The organism is Pseudomonas hygromyciniae (assembly GCF_016925675.1).
GTDB classification, from domain to species: Bacteria; Pseudomonadota; Gammaproteobacteria; order Pseudomonadales; family Pseudomonadaceae; genus Aquipseudomonas; species Aquipseudomonas hygromyciniae.
On sequence record NZ_CP070506.1, the window covers coordinates 5934339 to 5959010 of the forward strand.

The 24672-nt window shown below is 62.7% G+C and carries 23 protein-coding genes and 1 pseudogene; 23 read left to right on the forward strand and 1 reads right to left on the reverse strand.

All coding sequences use genetic code 11. The features are described from left to right. Positions 1–48 precede the first annotated feature (48 nt). On the reverse strand, positions 49–972 hold the full coding sequence (locus JTY93_RS26945; protein ID WP_029289957.1) for a LysR substrate-binding domain-containing protein: 924 nt from the start codon (positions 970–972) through the stop codon (positions 49–51). A 180-nt stretch (positions 973–1152) separates the two neighbouring features. On the opposite strand from JTY93_RS26945, the gene aspA reads away from it, so the two are divergent. From aspA to JTY93_RS27060, 23 genes and pseudogenes are all read left to right on the forward strand, one after another. Beyond that, positions 1153–2577, forward strand: coding sequence for an aspartate ammonia-lyase (gene aspA / locus JTY93_RS26950; RefSeq protein ID WP_038444539.1), 1425 nt, complete (start codon positions 1153–1155; stop codon positions 2575–2577). Between the two features lie 550 nt (positions 2578–3127). Beyond that, entirely contained in the window at positions 3128–3964 is an 837-nt protein-coding gene (locus JTY93_RS26955) for an ABC transporter ATP-binding protein (RefSeq protein ID WP_240344484.1), read from the forward strand. A 39-nt stretch (positions 3965–4003) separates the two neighbouring features. Next, a complete protein-coding gene (locus JTY93_RS26960; protein WP_205478181.1) occupies positions 4004–4996 on the forward strand; it encodes an ABC transporter substrate-binding protein in 993 nt (330 codons plus the stop codon). A gap of 28 nt (positions 4997–5024) precedes the next feature. Continuing rightward, positions 5025–5798, forward strand: a complete 774-nt coding sequence (locus JTY93_RS26965) for an ABC transporter permease (protein WP_029289965.1) — start codon at positions 5025–5027, stop codon at positions 5796–5798. After that, complete coding sequence (locus tag JTY93_RS26970; RefSeq protein ID WP_375373161.1) at positions 5798–6562, forward strand: SDR family oxidoreductase; 765 nt, start codon at positions 5798–5800, stop codon at positions 6560–6562. Before JTY93_RS26965 ends, JTY93_RS26970 begins: the two co-directional genes overlap by 1 nt. A 13-nt stretch (positions 6563–6575) precedes the next feature. Then, on the forward strand, positions 6576–7115 hold the full coding sequence (locus tag JTY93_RS26975) for a cupin domain-containing protein (RefSeq protein WP_014720525.1): 540 nt from the start codon (positions 6576–6578) through the stop codon (positions 7113–7115). A 4-nt stretch (positions 7116–7119) separates the two neighbouring features. Next, positions 7120–7998 (forward strand): alpha/beta fold hydrolase, encoded by an 879-nt coding sequence (locus JTY93_RS26980; protein WP_205478179.1) that lies wholly within the window; start codon positions 7120–7122, stop codon positions 7996–7998. Further along, the gene (locus tag JTY93_RS26985) at positions 7995–8828 is read left to right on the forward strand and encodes an IclR family transcriptional regulator (RefSeq protein ID WP_029289973.1); all 834 of its coding nucleotides are present in this window, start codon (positions 7995–7997) and stop codon (positions 8826–8828) included. The genes JTY93_RS26980 and JTY93_RS26985 overlap by 4 nt, the downstream gene beginning before the upstream one ends. A gap of 1 nt (position 8829) precedes the next feature. Beyond that, the gene (locus JTY93_RS26990) at positions 8830–9627 is read left to right on the forward strand and encodes an SDR family oxidoreductase (RefSeq protein WP_205478178.1); all 798 of its coding nucleotides are present in this window, start codon (positions 8830–8832) and stop codon (positions 9625–9627) included. After that, on the forward strand, positions 9620–11302 hold the full coding sequence (locus JTY93_RS26995) for a thiamine pyrophosphate-binding protein (protein ID WP_205478177.1): 1683 nt from the start codon (positions 9620–9622) through the stop codon (positions 11300–11302). Before JTY93_RS26990 ends, JTY93_RS26995 begins: the two co-directional genes overlap by 8 nt. A 10-nt stretch (positions 11303–11312) precedes the next feature. Further along, a complete protein-coding gene (locus JTY93_RS27000) occupies positions 11313–12116 on the forward strand; it encodes an aspartate dehydrogenase (protein ID WP_205478176.1) in 804 nt (267 codons plus the stop codon). A 10-nt stretch (positions 12117–12126) separates the two neighbouring features. Continuing rightward, positions 12127–13620, forward strand: coding sequence for an aldehyde dehydrogenase (locus JTY93_RS27005; protein WP_205478175.1), 1494 nt, complete (start codon positions 12127–12129; stop codon positions 13618–13620). Next, entirely contained in the window at positions 13620–14585 is a 966-nt protein-coding gene (locus tag JTY93_RS27010) for a VOC family protein (RefSeq protein ID WP_205478174.1), read from the forward strand. The genes JTY93_RS27005 and JTY93_RS27010 overlap by 1 nt, the downstream gene beginning before the upstream one ends. Positions 14586–14598: 13 nt before the next feature. After that, complete coding sequence (locus tag JTY93_RS27015) at positions 14599–15741, forward strand: FAD-dependent monooxygenase (RefSeq protein ID WP_205478173.1); 1143 nt, start codon at positions 14599–14601, stop codon at positions 15739–15741. Between the two features lie 2 nt (positions 15742–15743). Continuing rightward, a complete protein-coding gene (locus JTY93_RS27020; RefSeq protein WP_029289988.1) occupies positions 15744–16061 on the forward strand; it encodes a hypothetical protein in 318 nt (105 codons plus the stop codon). A gap of 1 nt (position 16062) precedes the next feature. After that, on the forward strand, positions 16063–16290 hold the full coding sequence (locus tag JTY93_RS27025) for a recombinase-like helix-turn-helix domain-containing protein (protein ID WP_034116488.1): 228 nt from the start codon (positions 16063–16065) through the stop codon (positions 16288–16290). Positions 16291–16310: 20 nt separating this feature from the next. Continuing rightward, positions 16311–17345 (forward strand): Rieske 2Fe-2S domain-containing protein, encoded by a 1035-nt coding sequence (locus JTY93_RS27030; RefSeq protein ID WP_205478172.1) that lies wholly within the window; start codon positions 16311–16313, stop codon positions 17343–17345. Next, the gene (locus tag JTY93_RS27035; protein ID WP_205478171.1) at positions 17342–17749 is read left to right on the forward strand and encodes a Rid family hydrolase; all 408 of its coding nucleotides are present in this window, start codon (positions 17342–17344) and stop codon (positions 17747–17749) included. Before JTY93_RS27030 ends, JTY93_RS27035 begins: the two co-directional genes overlap by 4 nt. Next, a complete protein-coding gene (locus JTY93_RS27040) occupies positions 17742–18701 on the forward strand; it encodes a PDR/VanB family oxidoreductase (protein WP_205478170.1) in 960 nt (319 codons plus the stop codon). The genes JTY93_RS27035 and JTY93_RS27040 overlap by 8 nt, the downstream gene beginning before the upstream one ends. A 130-nt stretch (positions 18702–18831) precedes the next feature. Next, positions 18832–19981 (forward strand): annotated as a pseudogene (locus JTY93_RS30205) (integrase core domain-containing protein). Positions 19982–20551: 570 nt separating this feature from the next. Beyond that, positions 20552–21778 (forward strand): hypothetical protein, encoded by a 1227-nt coding sequence (locus JTY93_RS27050; RefSeq protein ID WP_205476379.1) that lies wholly within the window; start codon positions 20552–20554, stop codon positions 21776–21778. 368 nt (positions 21779–22146) lie between these two features. Further along, complete coding sequence (locus tag JTY93_RS27055; protein WP_205476380.1) at positions 22147–23598, forward strand: alanine/glycine:cation symporter family protein; 1452 nt, start codon at positions 22147–22149, stop codon at positions 23596–23598. A 77-nt stretch (positions 23599–23675) separates the two neighbouring features. Beyond that, positions 23676–24653, forward strand: a complete 978-nt coding sequence (locus tag JTY93_RS27060; protein WP_205476381.1) for an asparaginase — start codon at positions 23676–23678, stop codon at positions 24651–24653. Positions 24654–24672 lie beyond the last annotated feature (19 nt).

Sequence of the window (24672 nt, forward strand, 5' to 3'; positions counted from 1 at the left end):
GAAATGTCAGCTGATACACCGCTATCGCAGGCAAGCCAGCTCCCACATTTAACCGCGCTCAGCCGCCGGGGACTGCGCCGCGCCGCCTTCCAACTTGCGCCACAACAAGCGCACGTTCGCCTTACGCACCAACGCACAGCGATACAACCGGATCTCCAGTGGCACATGCCACTGCGCCCCGCCACACACCACCAGTTCACCCCTGGCCAATTCGGCGCGCACACTCAACTGCGGCACCCAGGCAATCCCCAACCCTTCCAGGGCCATGCTTTTGAGGCTGTCGGCCATCGCGGTTTCGTAAATCGTGGTGAAGCGCAGGGCACGCTGGCGCAATAGCAGATTGACCGAACGCCCAAGGAACGCCCCCGCGCTGTAGGCCAGAAGCGGCACGCTGCCCTCGCCCTCCAGGTCGAACAAGGGTTTGCCATCGGCATCGGCGGCGCACACCGGAAGCATTTCGGTGTTGCCCAGGTGCAGCGACGGGAAAATGTCCGGGTCCATCTGCATCGCGGCATCCGGGTCGTAGAACGCCAGCATCAGGTCGCAGCCCCCCTCACGCAAAGCGTGTACGGCATCGCCGACGTTGGTGGCCACCAGTCGCGTGGCGATGTTCAGTCCCTCATTGCGCAATTGTGCGATCCAGCGTGGGAAAAAGCCCAACGCCAGGGAGTGCGCCGCCGCGACCTGCATGACTTCGCCCTGGCCACCTTCCAAATGATGCAGATGGCGAAGCACTTCACCCAATTGCTCGACCACCGTGCGCGCCGTCACCAGAAACAACTGCCCTGCCGCCGTCAACTCCACGGGCGTGCGCGAGCGGTTGACCAATGTCAGCCCCAAAGCGGCTTCAAGGCTGCGGATACGTCGACTGAAGGCCGGCTGGGTGACAAAACGCCGTTCCGCCGCCTGGGAAAAACTGCGCGTGGCCGCCAGGGCGCTAAAGTCTTCCAGCCATTTGCTTTCAAGGTTCATCTGATTCTCCAGGGCACGCACCATTTTGGCACACACGCCCGCCATGATAACCGGGTCACACCTACATTATGCCGTTTGTGCATAGGCCAGTGCTTAATAGCATTGGCCCAAAAACTTCCACAAGCCTAGCATTCACAGCGTTCCGGCCTAGCCCGGGTCCATATCGAGATGATTTCCGTCATGTCCTCCGCTGCATCATTCCGCACAGAAAAAGACCTGCTTGGCGTACTCGAAGTACCTGCCCAAGCGTATTACGGCATCCAGACCCTGCGAGCCGTGAATAACTTCCGTCTCTCCGGCGTTCCGATTTCGCATTACCCGAAATTGGTGGTCGGTCTGGCAATGGTCAAGCAAGCCGCCGCTGATGCCAACCGCGAGTTGGGCCAGCTCAGCGAAGCCAAGCACGCCGCCATCAGCGAAGCCTGCGCCCGCCTGATCCGCGGTGACTTCCACGAAGAGTTCGTGGTGGACATGATTCAAGGCGGCGCTGGCACTTCAACCAACATGAATGCCAACGAAGTCATCGCCAACATCGCGTTGGAGGCCATGGGCCACAACAAGGGCGAATACCAATACCTGCACCCCAACAACGACGTGAACATGGCGCAGTCGACCAACGACGCCTACCCGACCGCGATCCGCCTGGGTCTGCTGTTGGGCCATGACGCGCTGCTGGCCAGCCTCGACAGCCTGATCCAGGCGTTCGCCGCCAAAGGTGTCGAGTTCGGCCACGTCCTGAAAATGGGCCGCACCCAACTGCAAGACGCCGTGCCGATGACCCTCGGCCAGGAATTCCGCGCCTTCGCCACCACCCTGGGTGAAGACCTGGCACGCCTGAAAACCCTGGCTCCGGAGCTGCTGACCGAAGTCAACCTGGGCGGCACCGCCATCGGTACCGGCATCAACGCCGACCCGCGCTACCAGGCCCTGGCTGTACAACGCCTGGCCACCATCAGCGGCCAGCCGCTGGTACCGGCGGCCGACCTGATCGAAGCCACCTCCGACATGGGCGCTTTCGTGCTGTTCTCCGGCATGCTCAAGCGTACGGCGGTGAAGCTGTCGAAGATCTGCAACGACCTGCGCCTGCTGTCCAGCGGCCCACGTACCGGGATCAACGAGATCAACCTGCCTGCGCGTCAGCCAGGCAGCTCGATCATGCCCGGCAAGGTCAACCCGGTGATCCCGGAAGCCGTGAACCAGGTAGCGTTCCAGGTCATCGGTAACGACCTGGCCCTGACCATGGCGGCCGAAGGCGGCCAACTGCAGCTGAACGTGATGGAGCCGTTGATCGCTTTCAAGATCTTCGACTCGATCCGCCTGCTGCAACGCGCCATGGACATGCTGCGCGAACACTGCATCGTCGGCATCACCGCCAACGAAGCACGCTGCCGCGAACTGGTGGAGCACTCCATCGGCCTGGTCACCGCGCTGAACCCGTACATCGGCTATGAAAACGCCACCCGCATCGCACGTATCGCCCTTGAAAGCGGCCGCGGCGTGCTGGAACTGGTGCGCGAAGAAGGCTTGCTCGACGACGCCATGCTCGACGACATCCTGCGCCCGGAAAACATGATTGCCCCGCGTCTGGTGCCTTTGAAGGCCTGAACGCATGTAGCACCGCTCACCAGGTTGAGGGACTAGACACCTCTCACCCTTTTGAGGGCTTGAAGACTTGCTCTTCAGGCCCTTTTTTTTGCCTTTTTTTAACGCCTGCCCCCTGTAGGAGCGAGCTTGAACTCCGGGCGGCGCTCCGACGAAAAACCCGAGACCGCCGCGCTCATCCAGCAAGCCCGCGTTTTCGTTAACGTTCTTCGCGAGCAAGCTCGCTCCTACAAATACCTATATAGAAACGCACAACTGCGTTTTATATATAAAACAAATAAGCCCCTTCGTAACTTCCCCGCGTTACCTGAAAAAGCACCGAGTTCTCGCAACTTCCCAAAACATGCCCGGGCAGTGTGCAATTTCGTGCCATATAAGAACCAACGTTTCATATATGAAACATTAAGCCTTCAACTATTTATATCCAAACACCTGATATCAAAGGACATTTACTAAAAACCTGTAGGAAATAAACCCCTGGCATTGTTCATGCACTAAACGGCGTATCACCTATAAAACAGACCAGAGAACCTACCTGATGGCTGTGAAAGAGATGTACGCCGTGACGCCCCAATGGAATAACCCCGCTCTCAAGGAAGAGCTGGAGCCGACAGAAATTGAATTTCGCAATGTCGGTAAATGTTTCCCGGCCAAGGGTAAAGCGGACGCGCCCTTCGCCATTCGCGAGGTGAACTTCAAGATTCGCCGGGGTGAAGTGGTGTCGATCATCGGCCCATCCGGTTGTGGCAAGAGCACCATTTTGAATATGGGCTCGGGCCTATACCGGCCCAGCGAAGGTGAAGTGTTCGTCGGTGGCGAGCCAGTCACCGGGCCCGTGCCGCAGGTCGCGTTCATGCTGCAAAAGGATTTGCTGATGCCTTGGCGCAGCATCCGTCGCAACGTTGAGCTGGGCCTGGAGATCCAGGGCGTGCCCGCCGCCACCCGGCAGAAGGTGGCCATGGATCTGCTCGAGCGCTGCCACCTCAACGGTTACGCCGATCACTACCCGTTCCAGCTCTCCGGCGGCATGCGCCAGCGCGCCGCCCTGGCCCGCACCCTGGCCATCGACCCACAGGTGCTGTTCCTCGACGAGCCGTTCTCGGCCCTCGATGCCCAGACCAAGATGATCCTGCAACAGGACATGGCACGGATGCTGTTCGACGAAAAGAAGACCGCCCTGTTCATCACCCATGACCTGATCGAAGGCATCGCCATGTCCGACCGCTTGCTGGTCATGAGCGCCCGCCCCGGCACGATCATCGAAGAAATCAGCATCGACCTGCCGTTTCGCGACAACCCCCTGGAGCGCCGCAAGCTGCCGGAAATCGGCCCGCTGGTAGGCCGCCTGATGGAGTTGCTCCAGGTCGGCGCCGACACCGAACTGCACTGATCACCGCCCTCGCGGCCCCCAACCGATTCAGGAGTCCCCATGCTCAAGTCTCTGTTTCAACGTCTTTGCGCCCTCAGCCTGGGCCTCGGTATCGCCTGCGCCGCCCAGGCACAGCCGACCAAGGTCACTTACCTGCTGCCGGCGCCGCCCAACTCGCCTGCGTTCGCACCGTGGATCATCGCCAAGGAAAAGGGCTACTACACGGCCCAGAACCTGGACCTGACCTTTATCGCCGCCAAAGGTGGCGTGGACGTGGCCAAACAGATCGGCGCCGGTAACGCGCTGATCGGCGGGGCCATCGGTGACACGCCGATTGTGGTGCGGGCCAATGGCATCCCGGTGCGCGCCGTGGCGGTGCTGGGCGACGGCGGGGTGACGATGATTGCCACCAACGCCAAGGACAACATCAACAGCATCAGCGACCTCAAGGGCAAGACCATGACGGTGATGTCGTACTCCGACACCACTTACTACGCCCTGCTCGCCTCGCTGCGCAAAGCCGGGCTGGGCAAGAACGACGTGGACATCCAGGCCGCCGGCCCCGCCGGAGTCTGGCAGTTGTTCTCCGCCAACAAGGCCCAGGCCATGGCGGGCGTGCCGGACTGGGTGATCAATGCCCAGGAAGCCGGGGTGCAGATCAAGCTGATCCCCCAGGACCAGATCTTCGAAAGCATGGCCCAGGCGATTCTCGCCTCGGACGACGCGATCAAGAACCAGCCACAGATTGTGCGCGGCGTGGTCCAGGGCACCCTGCAAGGCATGCGCGACATCATCCAGGACCCGCGCGCCGCCGCCGTGACCTTCGCCAAGGCGGTACCGGCCTACGCCGGCAAGGAAGACTCGCTGGAGAAGATCTTCAAGCTCTACGTCGAACACGTCTACGCCAAGCAGGCCGTGCTCGGGCACATCGATCCGGAGCATCTGGACAAGGTGCGCCAGTTCTATGTCAGCGAAGGCATCGTCACCCAGGCGACCCCGCTTGAGGATCTGTTCACCAACCAATTCGTCGACAGCCCGGTCGCCGCACAGTGAAGCACCGGGACATTGAGGTACGCACACGATGAAAAACAACAACTCCGTGCTCGGTAGCGTCGCGCTGCTGATCCTGTTCCTGGTGCTGTGGCAATGGGGCCCCGGCCTGCTCGGCATGCCCGAGTTCGTCATGCCCAAACTCAGCCGCGTGGCCCAGGAAAGCCTGGTGATGTGGCAGACCGGCGGCCTGCTGCAACACACCCTGATCACCGCCCTGGAGATCGTCGTCGGCTTCGCCCTCGGCGCCCTGCTGGGGGTGATGATCGGCGTATCACTGGGCCTGTCGCCGGCGGCCGAAGCCATGTTGTCGCCGTACATCCTGGCGTTGCAGATCGCCCCCAAAGTCGCCTTCGCACCGCTGTTCGTGATGTGGCTGGGCTACACCATCTACCCGAAGATCCTGATCGCGATCCTGATTGTGTTTTTCCCGGTGATGATCAACGTGCTCTCGGCGATCCGCACCGTCGACCCGGACATGATCAACCTGGTGCGCACCATGAACGCCAGCCGCTGGCAGATCTTCCGCCTGGTGGAGTTCCCGTCGGCCATGGCCGCGCTGTTTTCCGGCCTGCGTATCGCCTCGACCCTGGCGGTGATTGGCGTCACCGTCGGTGAATTGGTGGGCGGCAACCAGGGCCTGGGCTTCTTGCTGGTGGACGCCGAGGGCCAGGGCAACACCGCCGGGGTGTTCGTCGCCATTGTCGCGTTGACCCTGATTGGGGTGATCGCCTACGGCGCGGTGGTGTGGGCGGAAAAACGCGTCCTGCACTACATGCCCAAAGCCATGTTGAGCACTCAATGATGAGCGGCCATGACCTTTTGCTTGCAGGCCGCCGCGTGCTGGTCACCGGTGGTGCCCGTGGCCTGGGCTATGCCTTTGCCCAGGCCATCGGCCAGGCCGGCGCCCGGGTGGTGATCGCCGATGTGCTGCACGAACGGGTGCAGCAGGCCGCCTGTGAATTACGGGCGCTGGGCCTGGACGTACAGGCCGTGACGGTGGACCTGGCGCAACCCCCATCGATCCAGGCCTGTGTCGACGCGACGATCAGCCTGCTCGGCGGCCTCGACGGCCTGGTCAACAACGCCTCGATCACTAACTCCGGCGGCAAGAGCTGCGAGGAGCTGAGCATCGACACCTGGGACCAGGTGATGCAAGTCAACGTGCGCGGCACCTGGCTGATGACCATCGCCTGCCTGCCAGCCCTGCGCGACAGCGGTCAGGGCGCCATCGTCAACCTGGCCTCGGACACCCCGCTGTGGGGCGCGCCGAACCTGTTGGCGTATGTCGCCAGCAAAGGCGCAATCATCGCCATGACCCGCAGCCTGGCGCGGGAGCTGGGCAGCGACAACATCACCGTCAACGCCATCGCCCCCGGCCTGGTGCTGGTGGAGGCCACCGCCTACGTGCCCGAAGCGCGCCACCGTTTGTACAACGACCAACGGGCCCTGCAACGCCCGCAATTGCCCGAAGACGTCAGCGGCGCCGTGCTGTTCGCGCTGTCCGACCTTGCCCGCTTTATCACTGGACAAACCCTGCCGGTCAACGGCGGGTTCGTCATGCCTTGATCTGGAGACTGTCATGACTGATCTATCTGCCCAAAACGACACCCCCAAAAGCTGGGACCGCCCTGCCGGCGCCAGCCTGGAAAGCTGGATGAACACGCGCATCGCCCGCTACGAAACGCGCAAGTACGACTGGGATGCACTGAAGTTCCAGGCCGACTACGACCCCAAGTTCCGCCGTGCGCAAATGCGCTACATCGGCACCGGCGGTACCGGTATCAGCACCGACATGAACACCATCCCGTCGGAGCACTTCACCTTTTCCACCATGGTCATCCCGGCCGGCCACGAGGGCCCGCCGCACCTGCACATTGACGTCGAAGAAGTGTTCTTCGTACTGCGCGGCAAACTCAAAGTGGTGCTGGAAAAGGACGGCGAGCGCTTCGAAACCATCCTCACCGACCGCGACGTGATTTCCGTGCCGCCTGGCGTGTACCGCGAAGAGATCAACATCGGCGACGAAGACGCGCTGATGTGCGTGATGCTCGGCGCGAAAAAGCCGATCACCCCGACCTATCCGCCAGAGCACCCTCTGGCCTCGATCAAGCGCGGGTAAGCCCATGTTGCCAGGACTCACTCAAGCCGCGCCGACGGCCAATCTGCAAGCCCAACTGCTGCGCGATTTCCCCCAGCAACGGGTCGCCTCAGCAGGTGGCCAACAGGCCCTGCGCGAATGCGGCACGGGGCCTGCGGTGGTGTTGCTGCACGGCATCGGTTCCGGCGCGGCGTCCTGGCTGCAGGTGGCACAGCATCTGGCGGCCCAGGCGCGGGTCATCGCCTGGGACGCACCCGGCTATGGCGACTCCAGCCCCCTGGAGTCGCAAGTACCCAAGGCCGAGCAATACGCCGCGCGCCTGGTGCAGATGCTCGACGCGCTGCAGGTGGATGAGTGCGTGCTGGTCGGCCATTCCCTGGGCGCGCTGACCGCCCTGGCATTGGCCCGCAGTGCCCAGGCCAAACGCGTGAGCCGCCTGGTGCTGATCAGCCCCGCCCGCGGCTATGGCGCGCCCGAACGTAGCGCCCAGCGCCAGCAAGTACGCCAGCAACGCCTGGACAACCTGCAACGCCTGGGCATCGCCGGGCTGGCCGCACAACGCAGCGCGCACATGCTGTCGCCCCGTGCCCAGCCCGAAGCATTGGCCTGGGTCCACTGGAACATGGCGCGCCTGAACCCGCTGGGTTATCGCCAGGCCATCGAATTGCTGTGCGGCGACGACCTGCTGCGCCACGGCCAACCGGCGATGCCCTGCGACGTGCACTGCGGCGAAGCCGACGCCATCACCACCCCCGACACCTGCCTGGGCGTGGCCAAGGCCCTGGGTGCCAGCTTCAACCTGATCGCCGACGCAGGCCATGCCAGCCCCATCGAACAACCGCTGGTGGTTGCCGGTCGCCTGGCCTACGCCCTCAAACAATCCCTGACAGGTAGAACCTTATGAATGACTCAGATCTGCTGAAGGATGCCCAGGACAAATACATCGTGCCGGGCCTGGAGCGCGGCTTGCTGCTGCTCTGCGAGTTCAGCCGGCGCAACCGCACCCTGACGGCACCAGAGCTGGCACGGCGCCTGGCGCTGCCGCGCTCGACCATCTTCCGCCTGCTGACCACCCTGGAAACCATGGGCTTCGTCACCCGCAGCGGCAACGAATACCGCCTGGGCATGTCGGTGCTGCGCCTGGGCTTCGAGTACCTCGCGTCGCTGGAGCTGACCGAGCTGGGGCAGCCACTGTTGGCGCGGTTGTGCGACCGGGTGAACTACCCCAGCAACCTGGTAGTGCGCGACGGACGTTCCATCGTGTACGTGGCCAAGGTCTCGCCGCCTTCGGTGTTCTCCAACGCGGTCAACGTCGGCACCCGGTTGCCGGCCCATGCCACGGTGCTGGGGCGCATCCTTCTCGAAGACCTGTCCCTGGCCGAACTGCGCGAGCTGTACCCCGAGGAGCATCTGGAACAGCACTCTCACTGCACGCCCAAAACCGTGATGGAGCTGTTCGACTTGCTCCAGGCCGACCGCCAGCGCGGCTTTGTCAGCGGCGAAGGGTTCTTTGAATCGGCGATTTCCACAGTCGCCGCGCCCGTACGCGACCAGAGCGGCGACATCGTTGCGGCCCTTGGCGTGACCATCCCCACCACGCAAATCGGTCATGTGAATTTTGAAGAGCTGTTGACCCAGGTCCGGCGCAGCGCCGACGAGTTGTCGCGCCTGCTCAACTACAACGGCGGCGCCCACAGCGGCCAGCCCCGCGTCACTGCCTTGATGAGAGATTGAGATGAGCCTTTATCCATTGCAGGGCCGCACCGCGATTGTCACCGGTGGTTCTTCGGGCATTGGCCTGGCGTGCGTCGAATTGCTGCTGGAGGCCGGCGCCGCCGTGGCCTTCTGCGGGCGCGACGCCGATCGCCTGGGCCGTGCCGAAGCCGACCTGCGCCAACGCTTCCCCCGGGCACGATTACTGGCCCAGGTTTGCGATGTACTCGATGGCGAAGCGGTCAACGCCTTTGCCAGCATCAGCCGGGCCACGCTGGGCGACGCCAGCGTGCTGATCAACAACGCCGGGCAAGGCCGGGTGTCGACCTTTGCCGACACCACCGACAGCGCCTGGACCGAAGAGCTGCACCTGAAGTTTTTTTCGGTGATCAACCCGGTGCGCGCCTTCAAGGCGCAACTGCAAAGCCAGGCCGATGCCGCCATTGTCTGCGTCAACTCGCTGCTGGCCAGCCAGCCGGAGCCGCACATGGTCGCCACCTCGGCCGCCCGCGCCGGGATCAAGAACCTGGTGCGCTCGATGGCTACCGAATTCGCCCCCCAGGGCATCCGCGTCAACGGCATCCTGATTGGCCTGGTGGAATCCGGGCAATGGCGCCGCCGCTTCGAAGCCCGCGAAGAACGCGACCTCGACTGGGCGCAATGGACCGCCCGCCTGGCCCAACAAAAACATATTCCCCTGGGGCGCCTGGGCCTGCCGCTTGAAGCGGCCCGCGCGATCCTGTTTCTGGCCTCGCCTCTGTCGGCTTACACCACAGGCAGCCATATCGATGTATCCGGAGGCCTGTCCCGCCATGCGTAATGAAAACACTGTCACCGTGGGCGCTGCCATCACCGCCTTCCTCGAACAATGCGACGTCAAGGCCGCGTTTGGCGTGATCTCGATCCACAACATGCCGATCCTCGATGCCTTTGCCGTGCGCGGCAATATCCGCTTTGTCATGGCCCGGGGTGAAGCCGGCGCCGCCAACATGGCCGATGCCTATGCCCGCACCACCGGTGGCCTGGGCGTGTGCCTGACGTCCACCGGCACCGCCGCCGGCAATGCCGCTGGCGCCATGGTTGAAGCACAGACCGCCGGCACGCCGCTGCTGCACATTACCGGGCAGATCGAGACGCCGTACCTGGACCAGGAACTGGCCTATATCCACGAAGCCCGCGACCAGTTGAACATGCTCAAGGCCGTGTCCAAGGCCGCCTTTCGCGTGCGCAGCGTCGAGACCGCCATCAGCACCCTGAAGCTCGCGGTGCAGACCGCCCTCACCGCGCCCACCGGCCCGGTCAGCGTCGAGATCCCGATCGACATCCAGTCGACCTTTATCCCGATGCCCACCGACCTGTCGCCGCTGCCGATCCCGGTCGCCGTGCCGCCGCCGGAAGCCCTCGACCTGGTGGCCGCACGCCTGGCCAGCGCCAAGCGCCCGATGCTCTGGCTCGGTGGCGGCGCACGGCATGCCGGGCCGCAGGTCAAGCGCCTGCTGGCGATGGGTGTAGGGGTGATCACTTCGACCCAGGGCCGTGGCGTGGTCAATGAAGACGACGAGCGTTGCCTGGGGGCCTTTTCGCAAAACAAGCGGGTCGAGCAGTTCCTGCAAACCTGCGACGCATTGCTGATCGCCGGGTCGCGCCTGCGCAGCAATGAGACCTTCAAGTACGCGCTCAAGCTGCCGCAGAACACGTTGCGCATCGACGCCAACCCGGCCATCGAAGGCCGCAGCTATGCCAGCGAGCTGTTTATCTGCGGCGATGCAGCCCTGGCCCTGGCCGGCTTGGCTGATCGTCTGGAAGGCCGCCTGCACACCGACCCGCAGTTTCTCAGCGAACTCAAGGCCGTGCGCGAGCAATCGCGCAGCCAACTGGTAGCAGACCTGGGGCCGTACTCGGCGATGGTCGAGCAATTGCAGGCCAGCACCGGGCGTAACTTCTCCTGGGTGCGCGATGTGACCCTGTCCAACAGCATCTGGGGCAATCGCCTGCTCAACCTGTACCACCCGCGCGCCGGGGTGCACGCCCTCGGCGGCGGTATCGGCCAGGGCCTGGCGATGGGCATCGGTGCGGCCGTGGCAGCGGCGGAAACCGCGCCCGAGCGCAAGGTGTTTGCCTTGGCGGGCGACGGCGGGTTCATCCTCAACCTCGGTGAGCTGGCGACCCTGGTGCAGGAGCGCGCCAACCTGGTGATTCTGCTGATGAACGACCAGCGCTACGGGGTGATCCGCAATATTCAGGACGCGGTCTACGGCAGCCGGCATTGCTATGTCGACCTGCACACCCCGGACTACAACAAGCTCGCCGAATCCATGGGCCTGCGCCATGGCCTGGTCACCGACCTCAAGGACTTCGGCAAGGTGGTCGACAGCGCCCTGAGCCAGCCCGGCCCGTTCCTGCTGGAAGTGGACATGCTCAGCGTGGGCAACTTCGCCACCCAGTTCGCCGGCCCGCCCAACAGCGAAACCAAAGCCCAGAAGGCCACCGCCTGAGGATCGTCGCATGTTGCATATCACCATGATCGGCTGCGGCGCCATTGGCGTCGGCGTGCTGGAGCTGCTGGAGAACGATCCGCAGCTGTGCGTGGATTACGTCATCGCGTCCCGGGGCTCCGAAGCCCTGGTGCGCCAGCGCCTGGCCAGTTTCAAACAGCCGCCGCAGGTGCTCACGGCCTTGCCCGCCGACGCCCGCCCGGATTTGCTGGTGGAGTGCGCCGGCCACCGGGCCATCGAGGAACATGTGCTGCCGGCCCTGGAGCGCGGCATTGCCTGCCTGATTGTCTCGGTCGGCGCCTTGTCCGAAGTGGGCCTGGTGGAACGCCTGGAGGCCGCCGCCGAACGGGGCAAGACCCGCATCGAACTGCTGCCCGGCGCGATTGGCGGCATTGATGCGTTGTCGGCGGCCAAGGTCGGCGGCCTGGATTCGGTCAACTACACCGGGCGCAAGCCGGCCCGCGCCTGGAAGAACACCCCCGGCGAGCAGGCCTGCGATCTGGATTCCATCAGCGAAGCCACGGTGATCTTCCAGGGCAGCGCCCGCGAAGCGGCGCGGCTGTACCCGAAAAACGCCAACGTCGCCGCCACCCTGTCCCTGGCCGGGCTTGGCCTGGATCGCACCCATGTGACGTTGATCGCCGACCCCCACAGCGACGAAAACGTCCACCACTTCGAAGCCCGTGGCGCCTTTGGCCGTTTCGAGTTGAGCCTGCGCGGCAAGCCGCTGCTGGCCAACCCCAAGACCTCGGCGCTGACCGTGTACAGCGTGGTCCGCGCCTTGGGCAACCACGCCCATGCCATCTCAATTTAGGAGCCCGTCGATGACCCTCGAACAGACATTACCGATCTGCATCGCCGGCCACTGGCGCCAGGGCCGTGGCGAGCGCTATGCCAGCCACTACCCGGCCACCGGCGAAGCCGTGGCCTGGCTCAATGCCGCCGATCTGCAGGATGTGGAAGACGCCATCCAGGGCGCGCACCAGGCGTTCCTGCACAGCGGCTGGGCCCAGCGCAAACCTCACGAACGGGCCGGCGTGCTGTACCGCATCGCCGAGTTGATCCGCCTGCACAGTGAAGAGCTGGCGCAGTTGCAACGCCAGGACAACGGCAAGCCGATCAATGAAACCCGGGCGCTGGTAGCGAGTGCTGCCGGCACCTTCCAGTTCTTCGCCGCCGCCTGCGAAACCCTGGAAGAAACCATCACCCCGTCACGCGGTGATTTCGTCAGCATGAGCGTGTACGAGCCGATGGGCGTGGTCGCCGCGATCACCCCATGGAACTCGCCGATTGCCAGCGAGGCACAAAAGGTCGCCCCGGCCCTGGCGGCGGGCAATGCGGTGGTAATCAAGCCGGCAGAAATCACCCCGCTACTGGCCCTGCGTCTGGCGCGCCTGTGTGAAGAGGCCGGCCTGCCCAAGGGCCTGATCAGCGTGCTGCCGGGCAAAGGTTCATTGCTCGGTGATGCGCTGACCCGCCACCCACTGGTCAAGCGCGTGTCGTTCACCGGCGGCACCCGCACCGGCAAGCACATCGCCCATATCGCCGCCGACAAGATGATGCCGGTGTCTTTGGAGTTGGGCGGCAAGTCGCCAACCATCGTCCTGGATGACGCCGACCTCGACCACGCAGTGGCCGGTGTGCTGTACGGCATTTTCAGCTCCTCGGGCGAGGCGTGTATCGCTGGCTCGCGGCTGTTTGTTGCGCGCCCCCTGTACGAACCCTTTATGCAGCGCCTGGTGGCCGCCGCCGCCAACCTGCGCATGGGCGACCCGGCCGACGAAAACACGCAGATGGGCCCCCTGATCAGCGCCAGCCATCGTGAATCGGTAGAGCGTTATGTCGCCCTCGGCCTGGCCGAAGGTGGGCGCCTGCGCCTGGGCGGGCAGCGCCCCAGCGGTGGCCTGTATGACCAGGGTTACTTCTACCCGCCAACCATCCTCGAAGGCCTGCATAACCAACAACAGGTGTGCCAGGAAGAAATCTTCGGCCCGGTGCTGGTGGCCATGCCGTTCGACGATGAAGAGCAACTGCTGGAGCAGGCCAACGACAGCCTGTACGCCCTCGCCGCCGGCATCTGGAGCCGTGACTACAAGCGCGCCTGGGCCCTGGGCCGGCGCTTGCAGGCCGGCACGGTATGGATCAACACCTACAAGCAGTTCTCGATCTCCACGCCGTTCGGCGGTTGGCGCGACAGTGGCCTGGGCCGCGAAAAAGGCCGCTTGGGGATCCTGCAATACATGGAACAGAAGAGCCTCTACTGGGGCATGAACGAGCAGCCACTGGCCTGGGCCGGTGTGCCACATGAGGTAGCGTGATGAGCGTTTTAGGTATTGATGAAGTCACCTATGGCGTCGAGGACCTCGACACCTGCGTGCGTTTTTTCAGCGACTGGGGCCTGACCCAGGTCAGCGCGCAACCCGATGAGGTGATCTTCGAGACCCTCAACGGCTGCCGCGTAGTACTCGCCGACCTGAACAAACCGGGCCTGCCGCCCGCCATCGAAGCCGGCTCCACTGTGCGCGAAGTGGTATGGGGCGTGGCCGACGCAGCGGACCTTGCGCTGTACGCCGAACGCATCGCCAACGATCCGGATTTTATCGAAGGTAACGGGCGCATCGGCTGCACCGACCCCAACGGCCTGGCGATCCGCCTGCAAGTGACGCGCAAGCGCGAGCTGCAGATCGAGTGCAGCGGCCACAACACCTGGCAGACCAAGGGCCGGATCAACAAGGCCGCGCCGATCTACGAGCGCGCCACGCCGATTGAAGTCGGCCATGTGGTGTTTTTCGTCAAGGATGTGAACGCCTGCGAAGCCTTCTACCACGAGCGTTTCGGCTTCCAGGCCTCGGACCGCTACCCGGATCGCGGGGCGTTCTTGCGCACCGCCGAAGAAGGCGGCCATCACGACCTGTTCATGCTGCAACTGCCGGCGCCACGGGCCGGACTGAACCATGTGGCCTTTACCGTGCGCGACGTACACGAGGTGTTTGGCGGTGGCATGCATGTGTCGCGCAGCGGCTGGCCGACCGAAATCGGCCCGGGGCGCCACCCGGTGTCTTCGGCGTTCTTCTGGTACTTCAAGAACCCCGCCGGCGCGCTGGTGGAGTACTACGCCGACGAAGACCAACTGACCGGCGAATGGCAGCCGCGCACCTTTGAGCCGGGGCCCACGGTGTTCGCCGAATGGGCGATTGCCGGTGGCATCGACGGCAATACCCGACGCCAGCAACACGTCGAGGCGCCGCAAGGCAAGTTCCTCACCGACAAACCCAAATCCTGAGCAGGAGTCGCCCATGCCTTCCCTGAATATTGCTATCGCCGGTGCCGGTATCGGCGGCCTGACCGCCGCCATCGCCCTGCATCGCGCCGGTCACCAGGTCACCGTGTTCGAACAGTCCAAAGCCTTTTTGCGGGTCGGTGCCGATATCAACCTCACCCCCAACGCGGTACGTGCGCTGGATGGCCTGGGCGTAGGCGCCGCCGTGCGCATCCCGGCTGCGCGGCCGACCCACCGTATCAGCCGGACGTGGGACAGCGGCGAAGAGACGTCGCGCCTGGAAATGTCCGACGCCGCCGAGCAGAAATACGGCGCCCCGCAATTGACCATCCACCGCGCCGATCTGCTGGCGGCCCTGGCCGAGGTGTTCCCGCTGGAGCAGGTGCAGTTTGCCAAGCGCGCCGAACGGGTCGAGCAGACTGACGACGGCATCTACTTGCATTTCAAGGATGGCAGTCAGCACCGCTGTGATGTGCTGATCGGCGCCGATGGCATTCATTCGGTGGTGCGCAACGCGCTGTTCGGCGAAGAGCATCCGCGCTTTACCGGGGTGGTGGCGTACCGCGCCGTAGTGCCGGCCGAGTTGGTGGCCCATGTGCCGAATATCCAGGCGTTCACCAAGTGGTGGGGCCCCAACCCGCAGAGCCAGATCGTCACGTTCCCGCTCAACCAAGGTAAAGACATTTTTATCTTCGCCACCACCGCCCAGGACAGCTGGCACGAAGAGTCGTGGACCAGCGCTGGCGATGCCGACGAGCTGCGCAGCCACTATCAGGCATTCCATCCCGACGCCCGCGCGCTGCTGGATGCGTGCAGCGATGTACTCAAGACCGCGTTGTATGAGCGTGACCCGCTGCCGTTCTGGTCCAAGGGCGCGATCACCCTGCTGGGCGATGCCTGTCACCCGATGATGCCGTTCATGGCCCAGGGTGCCGGCCAGGCCATCGAGGATGCGGTGGTACTCGGTCGCTACCTGCAAGACCTCCACAGCCCGGCCCAGGTCGCGCAGGCATTGCAGGCGTACCAGCAGGCGCGCCTGGAACGTACCAGCCAGATCCAGATCGGCTCGCGCGGCAACCAATGGCTCAAGGACGGCGGTAATGCCGACTGGGTCTATGGCTACGACGCCTGGACCGTGCCCACACAAAGCGCGGCCTGAACATGAACGAAACCTTGCTGGTGACGGTGCTGCTCAAGCACGACCAATCGAAGAACCTCGAAGACATTCAGCGCCATATGAAGCAGCAGGAATGGTGGGAGCGTTTTCCGCCCCAAGGCGTGGAGCTGGTGAGCTGGACCGTGGCCATGGGCCTGGGCCAGATCGTCACCCTGCGCTTGCCGCCGAGCCTGCTGCCCGCCCTCAACGTGGAGCTGGAACGCTCGGCGTGGGGCGTGTTCAGCACTGAAGTTTTCCCGACATACGACTTTATCCCGGTACGCGAAACGATCCGCGAACGGGTACGCAACGGAGGTCAATGACATGAGCACTACCGAACGATTCCTCGAGCCCCATCAGGCGCGCAAACGGCCCAATACCCAGTTTGAAGAACTGCTGGGCGACTCCATCGAGCGTGCTTTCGGCAACGGCGTGACCGAACTGCCAGCGCTGCTCGCCCACCTCAACCTGGCCGGCCCGCCCTGCCCGCTGACCAGCGGCGAGTGGACGGCAGATGCCTATCAAACCCTGATGGCCCGGCTGGGCGAATGACCCGGCAGAAGGAATAAAAAATGACTATGCAATTGACCGTCGACCCTGTTGAAAACCATCTGGCCAATGGCCTTAAAGACCTCTGGTTCCCGGTATTACCCTCGGACCTGCTCGGCGAAAAGCCGGTGTCGGTGCGCCGCCTCGGCTACAAGATCGCCCTGTGGCGCGATAACGATGGCCGCGTGCATGCCCTGGAAGACCATTGCCCCCATCGCGGTGCGCCGCTGTCCCAGGGCCCGATCCTGGGTGATCGCCTGCAATGCCCGTATCACGGCATCGAAGTGCGCTGTGACGGCACCGTGACCAAGGTGCCCGGCAGCCCCGGCTGCAAACTTGAAGGCAGCCGCCCGACCCGCATGTTCCATACCCGCGAAGCGGCGGGGGCGATCTTTTTGTTCAACGCCGCCGACCCGCACCTGGAGACGCCGCCGGAGTTGGTGCTGCCCGAGCAGTTGACCTCGCCCGAGTGGAGCAGCTTCGTCTGCTACACCGAGTGGAAAGGTGACTATCGCTACGTGATCGACAACGTCATGGACCCGATGCACGGCACCTACCTGCACAAGATGTCGCACTCGATGAGCGAAGGCGAAGCCACCGCCAAGTTCGTCACCCGCGATACCGACAACGGGTTCTTTTTCGAGAAGGAAGGCCAGCGCGGGGTGAACTTCGACTGGACCGAGTTCATGGACAACGGCTGCCACTGGCTGCGCCTGGAAATCCCCTACCCGAAAACCGGCGGCCCGGGCGGCAACTTCACCATTATCGGCAGCTATACGCCGAGCAGCCGCGCGTTGTCAGCGGTGTTCCACTGGCGTTGCCGGCCGCTGACCGGCTGGCAGCGCGACACCTGGCGCTTCCTCTACAAGAACCGCCTGGAAGCGCGGCACTGGGCAGTGCTGGAGCAGGATCGGGTGCTGCTGGAGTTCATGGAACCGGACGCCAACCAGCGCGAAAACCTCTACCAGCACGACCTGGGTGTGGTGCGCATGCGCCGTTACCTGAAGAACGCGGCCAAGGCCCAGCTCGAACTGATTGAAGCGAAGCAACTGCCATGAATCCGGTCGTGGTGGCGCCCGCCGGGGCCAGTTGGTCGAATGCGCTGCTGATCGGCCGCGAGGTGGTGATGTCGGGGATGACCGCGCACCCCGCCAGCCGCGAGGCGACCCTGGATTGCTACGCCCAGACCCTGGTGGTGCTGGGCAAGATCCAGGCGCTGGTGACCGCGGCCGGCGGGCATATCGGCAATATCTACCGGCTGACGGTGTACCTCACCGATATCGCCGACAAGGACCAGGTGGGCCGCGCCCGGCGGGATTTTTTCGCCGGCCAGGCAGTGTTTCCCACGTCGACCCTGGTGGCCGTCAGCGCGCTGGTGTTTCCTGAACTACGGGTCGAGATCGAGGCCAGCGCCCGGCTCGATATCGACCTGCGTACCGTCACAGAGGTGAATGATGTCTAAGCCCTCCCTGCTCAACGCCCGCGTGCACACCCTGCGCTATGAAGCCGAAGGCATCATCAGCGTGGAACTGCGGCCGTTGGGCGATACCGTGTTCCCGCCGTTCGAGGCCGGCTCGCACATCGACCTGCACCTGGCCAACGGCTTGGTGCGCAGTTATTCGCTGCTCAACTCCCCCAGCGATCGGGGACGCTACACCGTGGGCATCCTGCGTGACCGCAACAGCCGCGGCGGCTCGGAATATGTGCACAGTCAACTGCGGGTCGGCATGCCGCTGTCGATCTCGGCACCGCGCAACAACTTCGAACTGGACCTGAGCGCCAGCCACAGCGTGCTGGTGGCCGGTGGCATCGGCATTACGCCGATCTACTGCATGTTCCGCCAACTGCTGGCCCAGGGAAAATCCGCCGAGCTGATCTACTGCGCGCGCTCGCGCCAGGAAGCGGCGTTGGTGGAAGCCTTGAACGGTCTGGATGCGCGGGTGGTGTACCACTTCAACGACGAAAAAGGCGTGCCACCGGACCTCGCCACCTACCTCGCCGGCCAGCCTGCGGATACGCACTTCTACTGCTGCGGCCCAACGCCGATGCTGGATGCCTTCGAAGGTACCTGTGAGCGCCTGGGTTATCCCCATGCGCACATCGAGCGGTTCACCGCCGCCGAACTGCCGCCCAGCGCAGATGCCCAGAACCGCTACAGCGTGGAGCTGAAAAAATCCGGCAAGACCTTGTCGGTTGAGCCGGGCTTGAGTTTGCTGGATGTGCTGCTTGAAGCCGGCTGCGACATTGACCACAGCTGCCGTGAAGGGGTGTGTGGTTCCTGTGAAACGCGGGTGGTGGAAGGTGAGATCGACCATCGCGATGGGGTGCTGACCAAGGCTGAGCGTGCGGCGAACAAGTCGATGATGGTGTGTGTTTCGGGCTGCAAGAGCCAACGTCTGGTACTCGACCTCTAGCCTACAGGCTCGTTGTGATGACTTGTTGTGGCGAGGGGGCTTGTCCCGGTACAAACCGGGGACATCGTTTACATTTCTAACCGGGGACATGGTTTACAGGTTAATACGCATGGTCAGGAGGTATCTGATCATGCCCTGGAACCAAGAGTCCCCCATGAACCAACGAATCAAACTGGTCGCTGACTGGCTTTCTGGCAACTACACGAAAACCCAGTTGGCACACCGATTCAATGTGAGTCGGCCTACCGTCGATAAATGGATTGCCCGGCATGACGGCGATTTGAAGTCGTTGTCCGAGCTCTCCCGACGACCTCATAACAGTCCAAACAAAACCGACGATGAGATCTTGGCCCGCGTGGTGGCCATGAAGGAAGCCCACGATAAATGGGGGCCGAAGAAGCTTCTCGAGCTATTGCGAATCGAGGATCCAACCATCACCTGGCCTGCCCCCAGCACGGCAGGGCAATGGCTTGATCGGCTTGGATTGGTCAGCAAACGGCGCTTCAAGCGTCGACACGGCACTTCCCACGCCCCAATGCGAGAAGCCAACGAGCCCAACAAGACGTGGTGTGCTGACTACAAAGGGCAGTTCAAGATGCTTAACGGGCAGATGTGCTTTCCTTTGACCGTGACTGACCACGCATCGCGCCTGATTCTGGCGTGCAGGGCCCACCCCAAGATCATGACACAGCCTGTAAAACAGGCATTTGAGAGGCTTTTTTCAGGAATACGGCATGCCGCAAGTCATTCGTTCTGACAACGGTGTTCCATTTGCCTCTCCTGGTCTGGCAAGAATGTCTACATTGGCGGTTTGGTGGATCCGTCTGGGCATCTACCCCGAGCGAATCATGCCTGGAAGACCCGCGCAGAACGGTCGCCACGAGCGAATGCACCGCAGCTTGAAATTCGAGTTGCCTTTAGGACGCGACTTGCTTGAGCAACAGCTGTTGCTGGAGCATTTCAGGAATGAATTCAATTATATACGACCACACGAAGCGCTCGGCATGAAACGTCCGGGAGAGTTGTATGTGCCATCTACTCGGCCTTACCCCGGATGCTTACCCGCCGTGGAATATCCGGCAGACATGCAGGTTCGAAGTGTCAGACAGGACGGCTCTATCTTGTGGAAGAACAAGCTGATATTTGTCAGCGAGGCTTTATCTGGAGAACGGATAGGGCTTAAAGAGGCTGAAGAGGATGTTTGGGATCTGTACCTATGTGACTATCCCTTAGGCAGACTTGGACGCGGCAAGAGCCGCATCCAAGCTTCAAATGTGTAAACGATGTCCCCGGTTTCAGATGTAAAGGATGTCTACGGTTCTACACCCCCGTTGGGCTGCGAAGCAGCCCCAATGCAACTCACTGCCCACTGTCAGACAGACCGAGGTGACTGGGTTTAGGGCTGCTTCGCAGCCCAACGGGGGACAAGCCCCCTCGCCACAGAAAAGCACCTCGCCAAAATGTCAGGTAGCCGTTTATCGAACAAATGAATAGGCAAATTATTATTCATCCGTAAAACACACAAGTGCCCGCTTGATTGGCAACGTGCAATAAAGATGCACCTATCACGGGCAACTTTGTTACCGCACTTGCGGGTTGTTTCATGGGTTATACAAACAGCTTTGTTTCCCATATAAACAATTGTTTTTAATAATATTTTTATAAAAATACAAACTAACAAGTCGCCTGGCACACTTCCTGCTCTACTCCTGTGCATTCACTGATTAAACGGCGTTTCGCCGATAAAACAATAAGAACCAACACTTAAACCCGGTAAGACCCGCTCCCTCCTTAGTTGCCTTTAAAGGCAAGCGGACGAGTGTTGCCGATCACCCGGTAGAGAGGTCTCTATGAAGCGTGTCTTGTGTGCAGGATTGATGTTTGCCAGTTTCAGCAGTTTCGCCGCAGAACCCATTCCTTCTGAGCCGGTGCGGGCCAACGCGGCCAAAAAACCTTTCCCGCATATTTCCTGGCGCAGCGATAGCGGTGACAGCAGCCTGGATATCGGCGGTGCGCTGCGTACCAACTATCGCGACGAGCATTGGGATACCACCGAGAACAATGGCCGGTTTCTGTTCGATACGTTCCGTCTGGATGTGCAGGCCACCTACAAGAGCCTCTATAGCGATATCGGCTACTGGTTCCAGGACGACGGCAAACGCTCCATCGATCGTGGGTTTGTCGGTTATCGGCTCAACGCCAACTCCAATCTGCAACTGGGGGCGCCGTTCAAGCCGTTCGGCCTGGAGCCCTATCCGCAATTTGGCTGGAGTTACCACCTGCCGTTTTTCATGGGTTATGCGGTGAGCGCCGGCACCGGCCTCAAGTACAGCTACAAGGACCAGGACTGGGATGTGCAACTGGGCTTCTTCCCGCGCATGTTGCCCAGCGATATTCGCTACTCGCCTGAAGTCGGGCGTTACGCCGACCTGAAAGACAATGCGATTGCCTTTACCCAGTCGCGCCAGGACAACGAGAAACGCAACCAGCTCAACGCCCGCGTGGCGCGCACCTTCAACAGCGATGGCTGGAAGACCGAGATCGGCGCCTCGCTGACCACCGCCCAGTTGTACAACGCCACCACCAAGGATGATGGCGACTACTGGGCCGCGGGCGTACACGCCATCATCAACAAGGGGCTGTGGACGGTCACCACCCAGGCCATCCGCTACGAATACGATCCCGAAAACCCCACTGGCGTCAGCAAGGATTCGGTGCTGATGGGCGGCAACGGCCTGACCCCGGCGTACCTGATCGCCTCCAAGGCCAGCCTGGCCTCGGTCAACCTCGGTTATGACGTCTACACCCCAACCCTGGGGCAGTTGAAGAAGGTCAAGCTGTACACCGATTACAGTCGGATGATGAAAGACAAGAGCGCCTGGGATGATTCGCAGATGTTTACCGTGGGCGCGCAGTTCCTGGCGATGCCGGTGATGGCCTGGGTCGACCTGACCTGGGCGCGCAACGCCAACCCCTATGGCGGTGCCGAGAATGGCAGCGGCTTTACCAACACCCGTTCGGTGGGCAGCAACGAGTGGTATTACCGCACCAACGTGAATATTGGTTACTACTTCTGATGCCCCCTTGTAGGCGCGAGCTTGCTCGCGAAGATCGCCAACGATGACGCCGGCGTCCTGAAAAAACGCGGTGCCTGGGCGTTTTTCGCGAGCAAGCTCGCGCCTACAAGGGTGAACCGATTCAGCCCTTTGCCCGCCTACCATTCCTCGCCCAGTTGCGCTGCTTGCAGACGGCTGGCGCGCACCTAGGTATAGTGCCGCCCCTCTTCGCATGCTCGGTCGCCAACCGCATGCGAACGCCGAACTAATAACAACCCGCGACTTGGAACCGGGACGACCACTCGCCCCACCTATCGTGCTGTCTGCGAAATGGGTTGGAGTCGAGCCGTCCGGCTTTTGCTTTTACAAAAAACAGCGAGGAATACTCCATGCTAGAAGTCATTAACGACTTCCTCTCAGGAAAAGTACTGATCGTGCTCATTGTCGGGCTCGGTGGTTACTTCACGATCCGCTCGCGTTTCGTTCAGTTTCGTCACTTCTTTCACATGTTCGCGGTGTTTCGCGACAGCCTGAAAAGCAGCGCCGGCCAACTCAGCTCGTTCCAGGCGCTGATGCTCAGCCTGGCCGGGCGGGTGGGCGCCGGTAACATCGCGGGTGTCGGCATTGCCGTGACCCTGGGCGGCCCGGGTGCTGTGTTCTGGATGTGGGTCACCGCGCTGGTGGGCATGTCGTCGAGCTTCATCGAATGCTCCCTCGGCCAGCTCTACAAACGCACCGACGCTGAAGGCACCTACCGTGGCGGCCCGGCCTATTACATCCAGCACGGTCTGCAAAAACGCTGGCTGGGCATGGTGATGGCGTTCCTGCTGCTGGTGACCTTCGGGTTCGCCTTCAACGGCCTGCAAGCCCATGCCGTGACCCACTCGTTGAATAACGCCTTTGGCTTCGACACCACCTACACCGGCCTGGCCCTCGCGTTCTTGCTGGGCCTGGTGTTTATCGGCGGGATCAAGCGCATTGCCTCGATCGCCGACCTGCTGGTGCCGGTCAAGACCCTGGTGTACATCGCCGTGACGGTCTACGTGATCGTGCTGCAATTCGACCAGGTACCGGCCATGCTCGCGACTATCGTCAAGAGCGCCTTCGGTCTGGACCAGGCCTTCGGCGGCCTGGTGGGCAGTGCGATCATCATGGGCGTGAAGCGCGGCGTATTCGCCAACGAAGCAGGCCTGGGCAGCGCGCCCAACGTAGCAGCCGTGGCCTCGGTGGAACACCCCGTTGCTCAGGGCGTGGTGCAGGCGTTCAGCGTGTTCCTCGACACCTTTATCATCTGCACCTGCACGGCACTGCTGATCCTGTTGTCGGGCTTCTACACCCCAGGCTTTGAAGGCGACGGCATTGCCCTGACCCAGAACTCCCTGGCGGCGGTGGTGGGTGACTGGGGCCGCATGTTTATCTCGGTAGCCCTGGCGTTGTTCGTGTTCACCTCGATCATGTACAACTACTACCTGGGCGAGAGCAACCTGCGCTTTTTGGTGGGTAACAACCGCAAGGTACTGATCGGATATCGCGCGTTGGTGCTGGTCCTGATTTTCTGGGGCTCGATCGAGAACCTGAGCACGGTGTTCGCCTTTGCCGACATCACCATGACCATGCTCGCGTTCGTCAACCTGTTCGCCCTGGCGTTCCTGTTCAAGATCGCCATGCGCATCCTCAACGACTACGACAACCAGCGTGCGGCGGGCATCAAGACCCCGGTGTTCGACTCCAGCCAGTTCCCCGACCTGGACCTGGACCGCAAGGCCTGGCCGGCCAACCCGGTGCAGCCTGAGCCCACCGCTCAAGCCGCCACGCCACTGAACGCCCAAGTGCAACGCTGAGCGTAGACAGATGACACGCCGCCCGGCCTTGGGCATGCTCTGGGCCCGGCGGCGTTTTTCGTTCAGGAGATTCTTCGATGTCCAAAGCCAATCACATCATGGTGCTCTACACCGGCGGCACCATCGGCATGCAGGCCAGCGCCAACGGCCTGGCGCCCGCTTCGGGTTTTGAAGCGCGCATGCGCGAACAGCTTGCCCACCTGCCAGCGCCCGCCTGGCGTTTTAGGGAAATGGCGCCGCTGATCGACAGCGCCAATATGACGCCCGCCTACTGGCAGCGCCTGCGCAGCGCCGTGGTCGAGGCCGTGGACGAGGGCTGCGACGCCGTACTGATCCTGCATGGCACCGACACCCTGGCCTACAGCGCGGCAGCCATGAGTTTCCAATTGCTGGGCCTGCCGGCGCCCGTGGTGTTTACCGGTTCGATGCTGCCGGCCGGCGTGCCCGACAGCGATGCCTGGGAAAACGTCAGCGGCGCCCTGGCCGCGTTGGGCGAAGGCCTGGCACCGGGTGTACACCTGTACTTCCACGGCGCACTGATGGCGCCGACCCGCTGCGCGAAAATCCGCAGTTTTGGTCGGCATCCGTTTGCCGCGCTGCAGCGCAACGGTGGCGTGGCCAAGGCCCAGGCGCTGCCTGCCGCCCTGGACTACCGCCAGCCCAAGGCCCTGGCCAATGTCGGCGTGTTACCGCTGGTGCCGGGCATTGATGCCGGGCAACTGGATGCACTGCTCGACAGCGGCATTCAGGCGCTGGTGCTGGAGTGTTTTGGCAGCGGCACCGGGCCGAGCGATAACCCGGCGTTCCTCGCCAGCCTGCAGCGTGCGCAGGATCGGCACGTCGTGGTCGTGGCAATCACCCAATGCCATGAAGGTGGCGTGGAACTGGACGTGTATGAAGCGGGCAGCCGCTTGCGTGGGGTCGGTGTGTTGTCCGGTGGTGGCATGACCCGCGAAGCCGTGTTCGGCAAGCTGCAGGCCCTGCTCGGCGCCGGACTGCCCAACGACGAAGTACGGCGCCTGGTCGAACTGGATCTGTGCGGCGAACTGAGTTGAGCGGCATATAACTTGCTCC

What these genes read in the sequence shown, in the direction of transcription:
- JTY93_RS27040 (WP_205478170.1), top strand. Translation starts at nt 17,742, where the DNA reads ATGTCTAAGCCCTCCCTGCTCAACGCCCGCGTGCACACCCTGCGCTAT.
- JTY93_RS27010 (WP_205478174.1), top strand. Translation starts at nt 13,620, where the DNA reads ATGAGCGTTTTAGGTATTGATGAAGTCACCTATGGCGTCGAGGACCTC.
- JTY93_RS27025 (WP_034116488.1), top strand. Translation starts at nt 16,063, where the DNA reads ATGAGCACTACCGAACGATTCCTCGAGCCCCATCAGGCGCGCAAACGG.
- JTY93_RS26980 (WP_205478179.1), top strand. Translation starts at nt 7,120, where the DNA reads ATGTTGCCAGGACTCACTCAAGCCGCGCCGACGGCCAATCTGCAAGCC.
- JTY93_RS26975 (WP_014720525.1), top strand. Translation starts at nt 6,576, where the DNA reads ATGACTGATCTATCTGCCCAAAACGACACCCCCAAAAGCTGGGACCGC.
- JTY93_RS26955 (WP_240344484.1), top strand. Translation starts at nt 3,128, where the DNA reads ATGTACGCCGTGACGCCCCAATGGAATAACCCCGCTCTCAAGGAAGAG.
- JTY93_RS26995 (WP_205478177.1), top strand. Translation starts at nt 9,620, where the DNA reads ATGCGTAATGAAAACACTGTCACCGTGGGCGCTGCCATCACCGCCTTC.
- JTY93_RS27015 (WP_205478173.1), top strand. Translation starts at nt 14,599, where the DNA reads ATGCCTTCCCTGAATATTGCTATCGCCGGTGCCGGTATCGGCGGCCTG.
- JTY93_RS27005 (WP_205478175.1), top strand. Translation starts at nt 12,127, where the DNA reads ATGACCCTCGAACAGACATTACCGATCTGCATCGCCGGCCACTGGCGC.
- JTY93_RS27000 (WP_205478176.1), top strand. Translation starts at nt 11,313, where the DNA reads ATGTTGCATATCACCATGATCGGCTGCGGCGCCATTGGCGTCGGCGTG.
- JTY93_RS27055 (WP_205476380.1), top strand. Translation starts at nt 22,147, where the DNA reads ATGCTAGAAGTCATTAACGACTTCCTCTCAGGAAAAGTACTGATCGTG.
- JTY93_RS26970 (WP_375373161.1), top strand. Translation starts at nt 5,798, where the DNA reads ATGAGCGGCCATGACCTTTTGCTTGCAGGCCGCCGCGTGCTGGTCACC.
- JTY93_RS26960 (WP_205478181.1), top strand. Translation starts at nt 4,004, where the DNA reads ATGCTCAAGTCTCTGTTTCAACGTCTTTGCGCCCTCAGCCTGGGCCTC.
- JTY93_RS27020 (WP_029289988.1), top strand. Translation starts at nt 15,744, where the DNA reads ATGAACGAAACCTTGCTGGTGACGGTGCTGCTCAAGCACGACCAATCG.
- aspA (WP_038444539.1), top strand. Translation starts at nt 1,153, where the DNA reads ATGTCCTCCGCTGCATCATTCCGCACAGAAAAAGACCTGCTTGGCGTA.
- JTY93_RS26965 (WP_029289965.1), top strand. Translation starts at nt 5,025, where the DNA reads ATGAAAAACAACAACTCCGTGCTCGGTAGCGTCGCGCTGCTGATCCTG.
- JTY93_RS26990 (WP_205478178.1), top strand. Translation starts at nt 8,830, where the DNA reads ATGAGCCTTTATCCATTGCAGGGCCGCACCGCGATTGTCACCGGTGGT.
- JTY93_RS26945 (WP_029289957.1), bottom strand. Translation starts at nt 972, where the DNA reads ATGAACCTTGAAAGCAAATGGCTGGAAGACTTTAGCGCCCTGGCGGCC.
- JTY93_RS27030 (WP_205478172.1), top strand. Translation starts at nt 16,311, where the DNA reads ATGACTATGCAATTGACCGTCGACCCTGTTGAAAACCATCTGGCCAAT.
- JTY93_RS27035 (WP_205478171.1), top strand. Translation starts at nt 17,342, where the DNA reads ATGAATCCGGTCGTGGTGGCGCCCGCCGGGGCCAGTTGGTCGAATGCG.
- JTY93_RS27060 (WP_205476381.1), top strand. Translation starts at nt 23,676, where the DNA reads ATGTCCAAAGCCAATCACATCATGGTGCTCTACACCGGCGGCACCATC.
- JTY93_RS26985 (WP_029289973.1), top strand. Translation starts at nt 7,995, where the DNA reads ATGAATGACTCAGATCTGCTGAAGGATGCCCAGGACAAATACATCGTG.
- JTY93_RS27050 (WP_205476379.1), top strand. Translation starts at nt 20,552, where the DNA reads ATGAAGCGTGTCTTGTGTGCAGGATTGATGTTTGCCAGTTTCAGCAGT.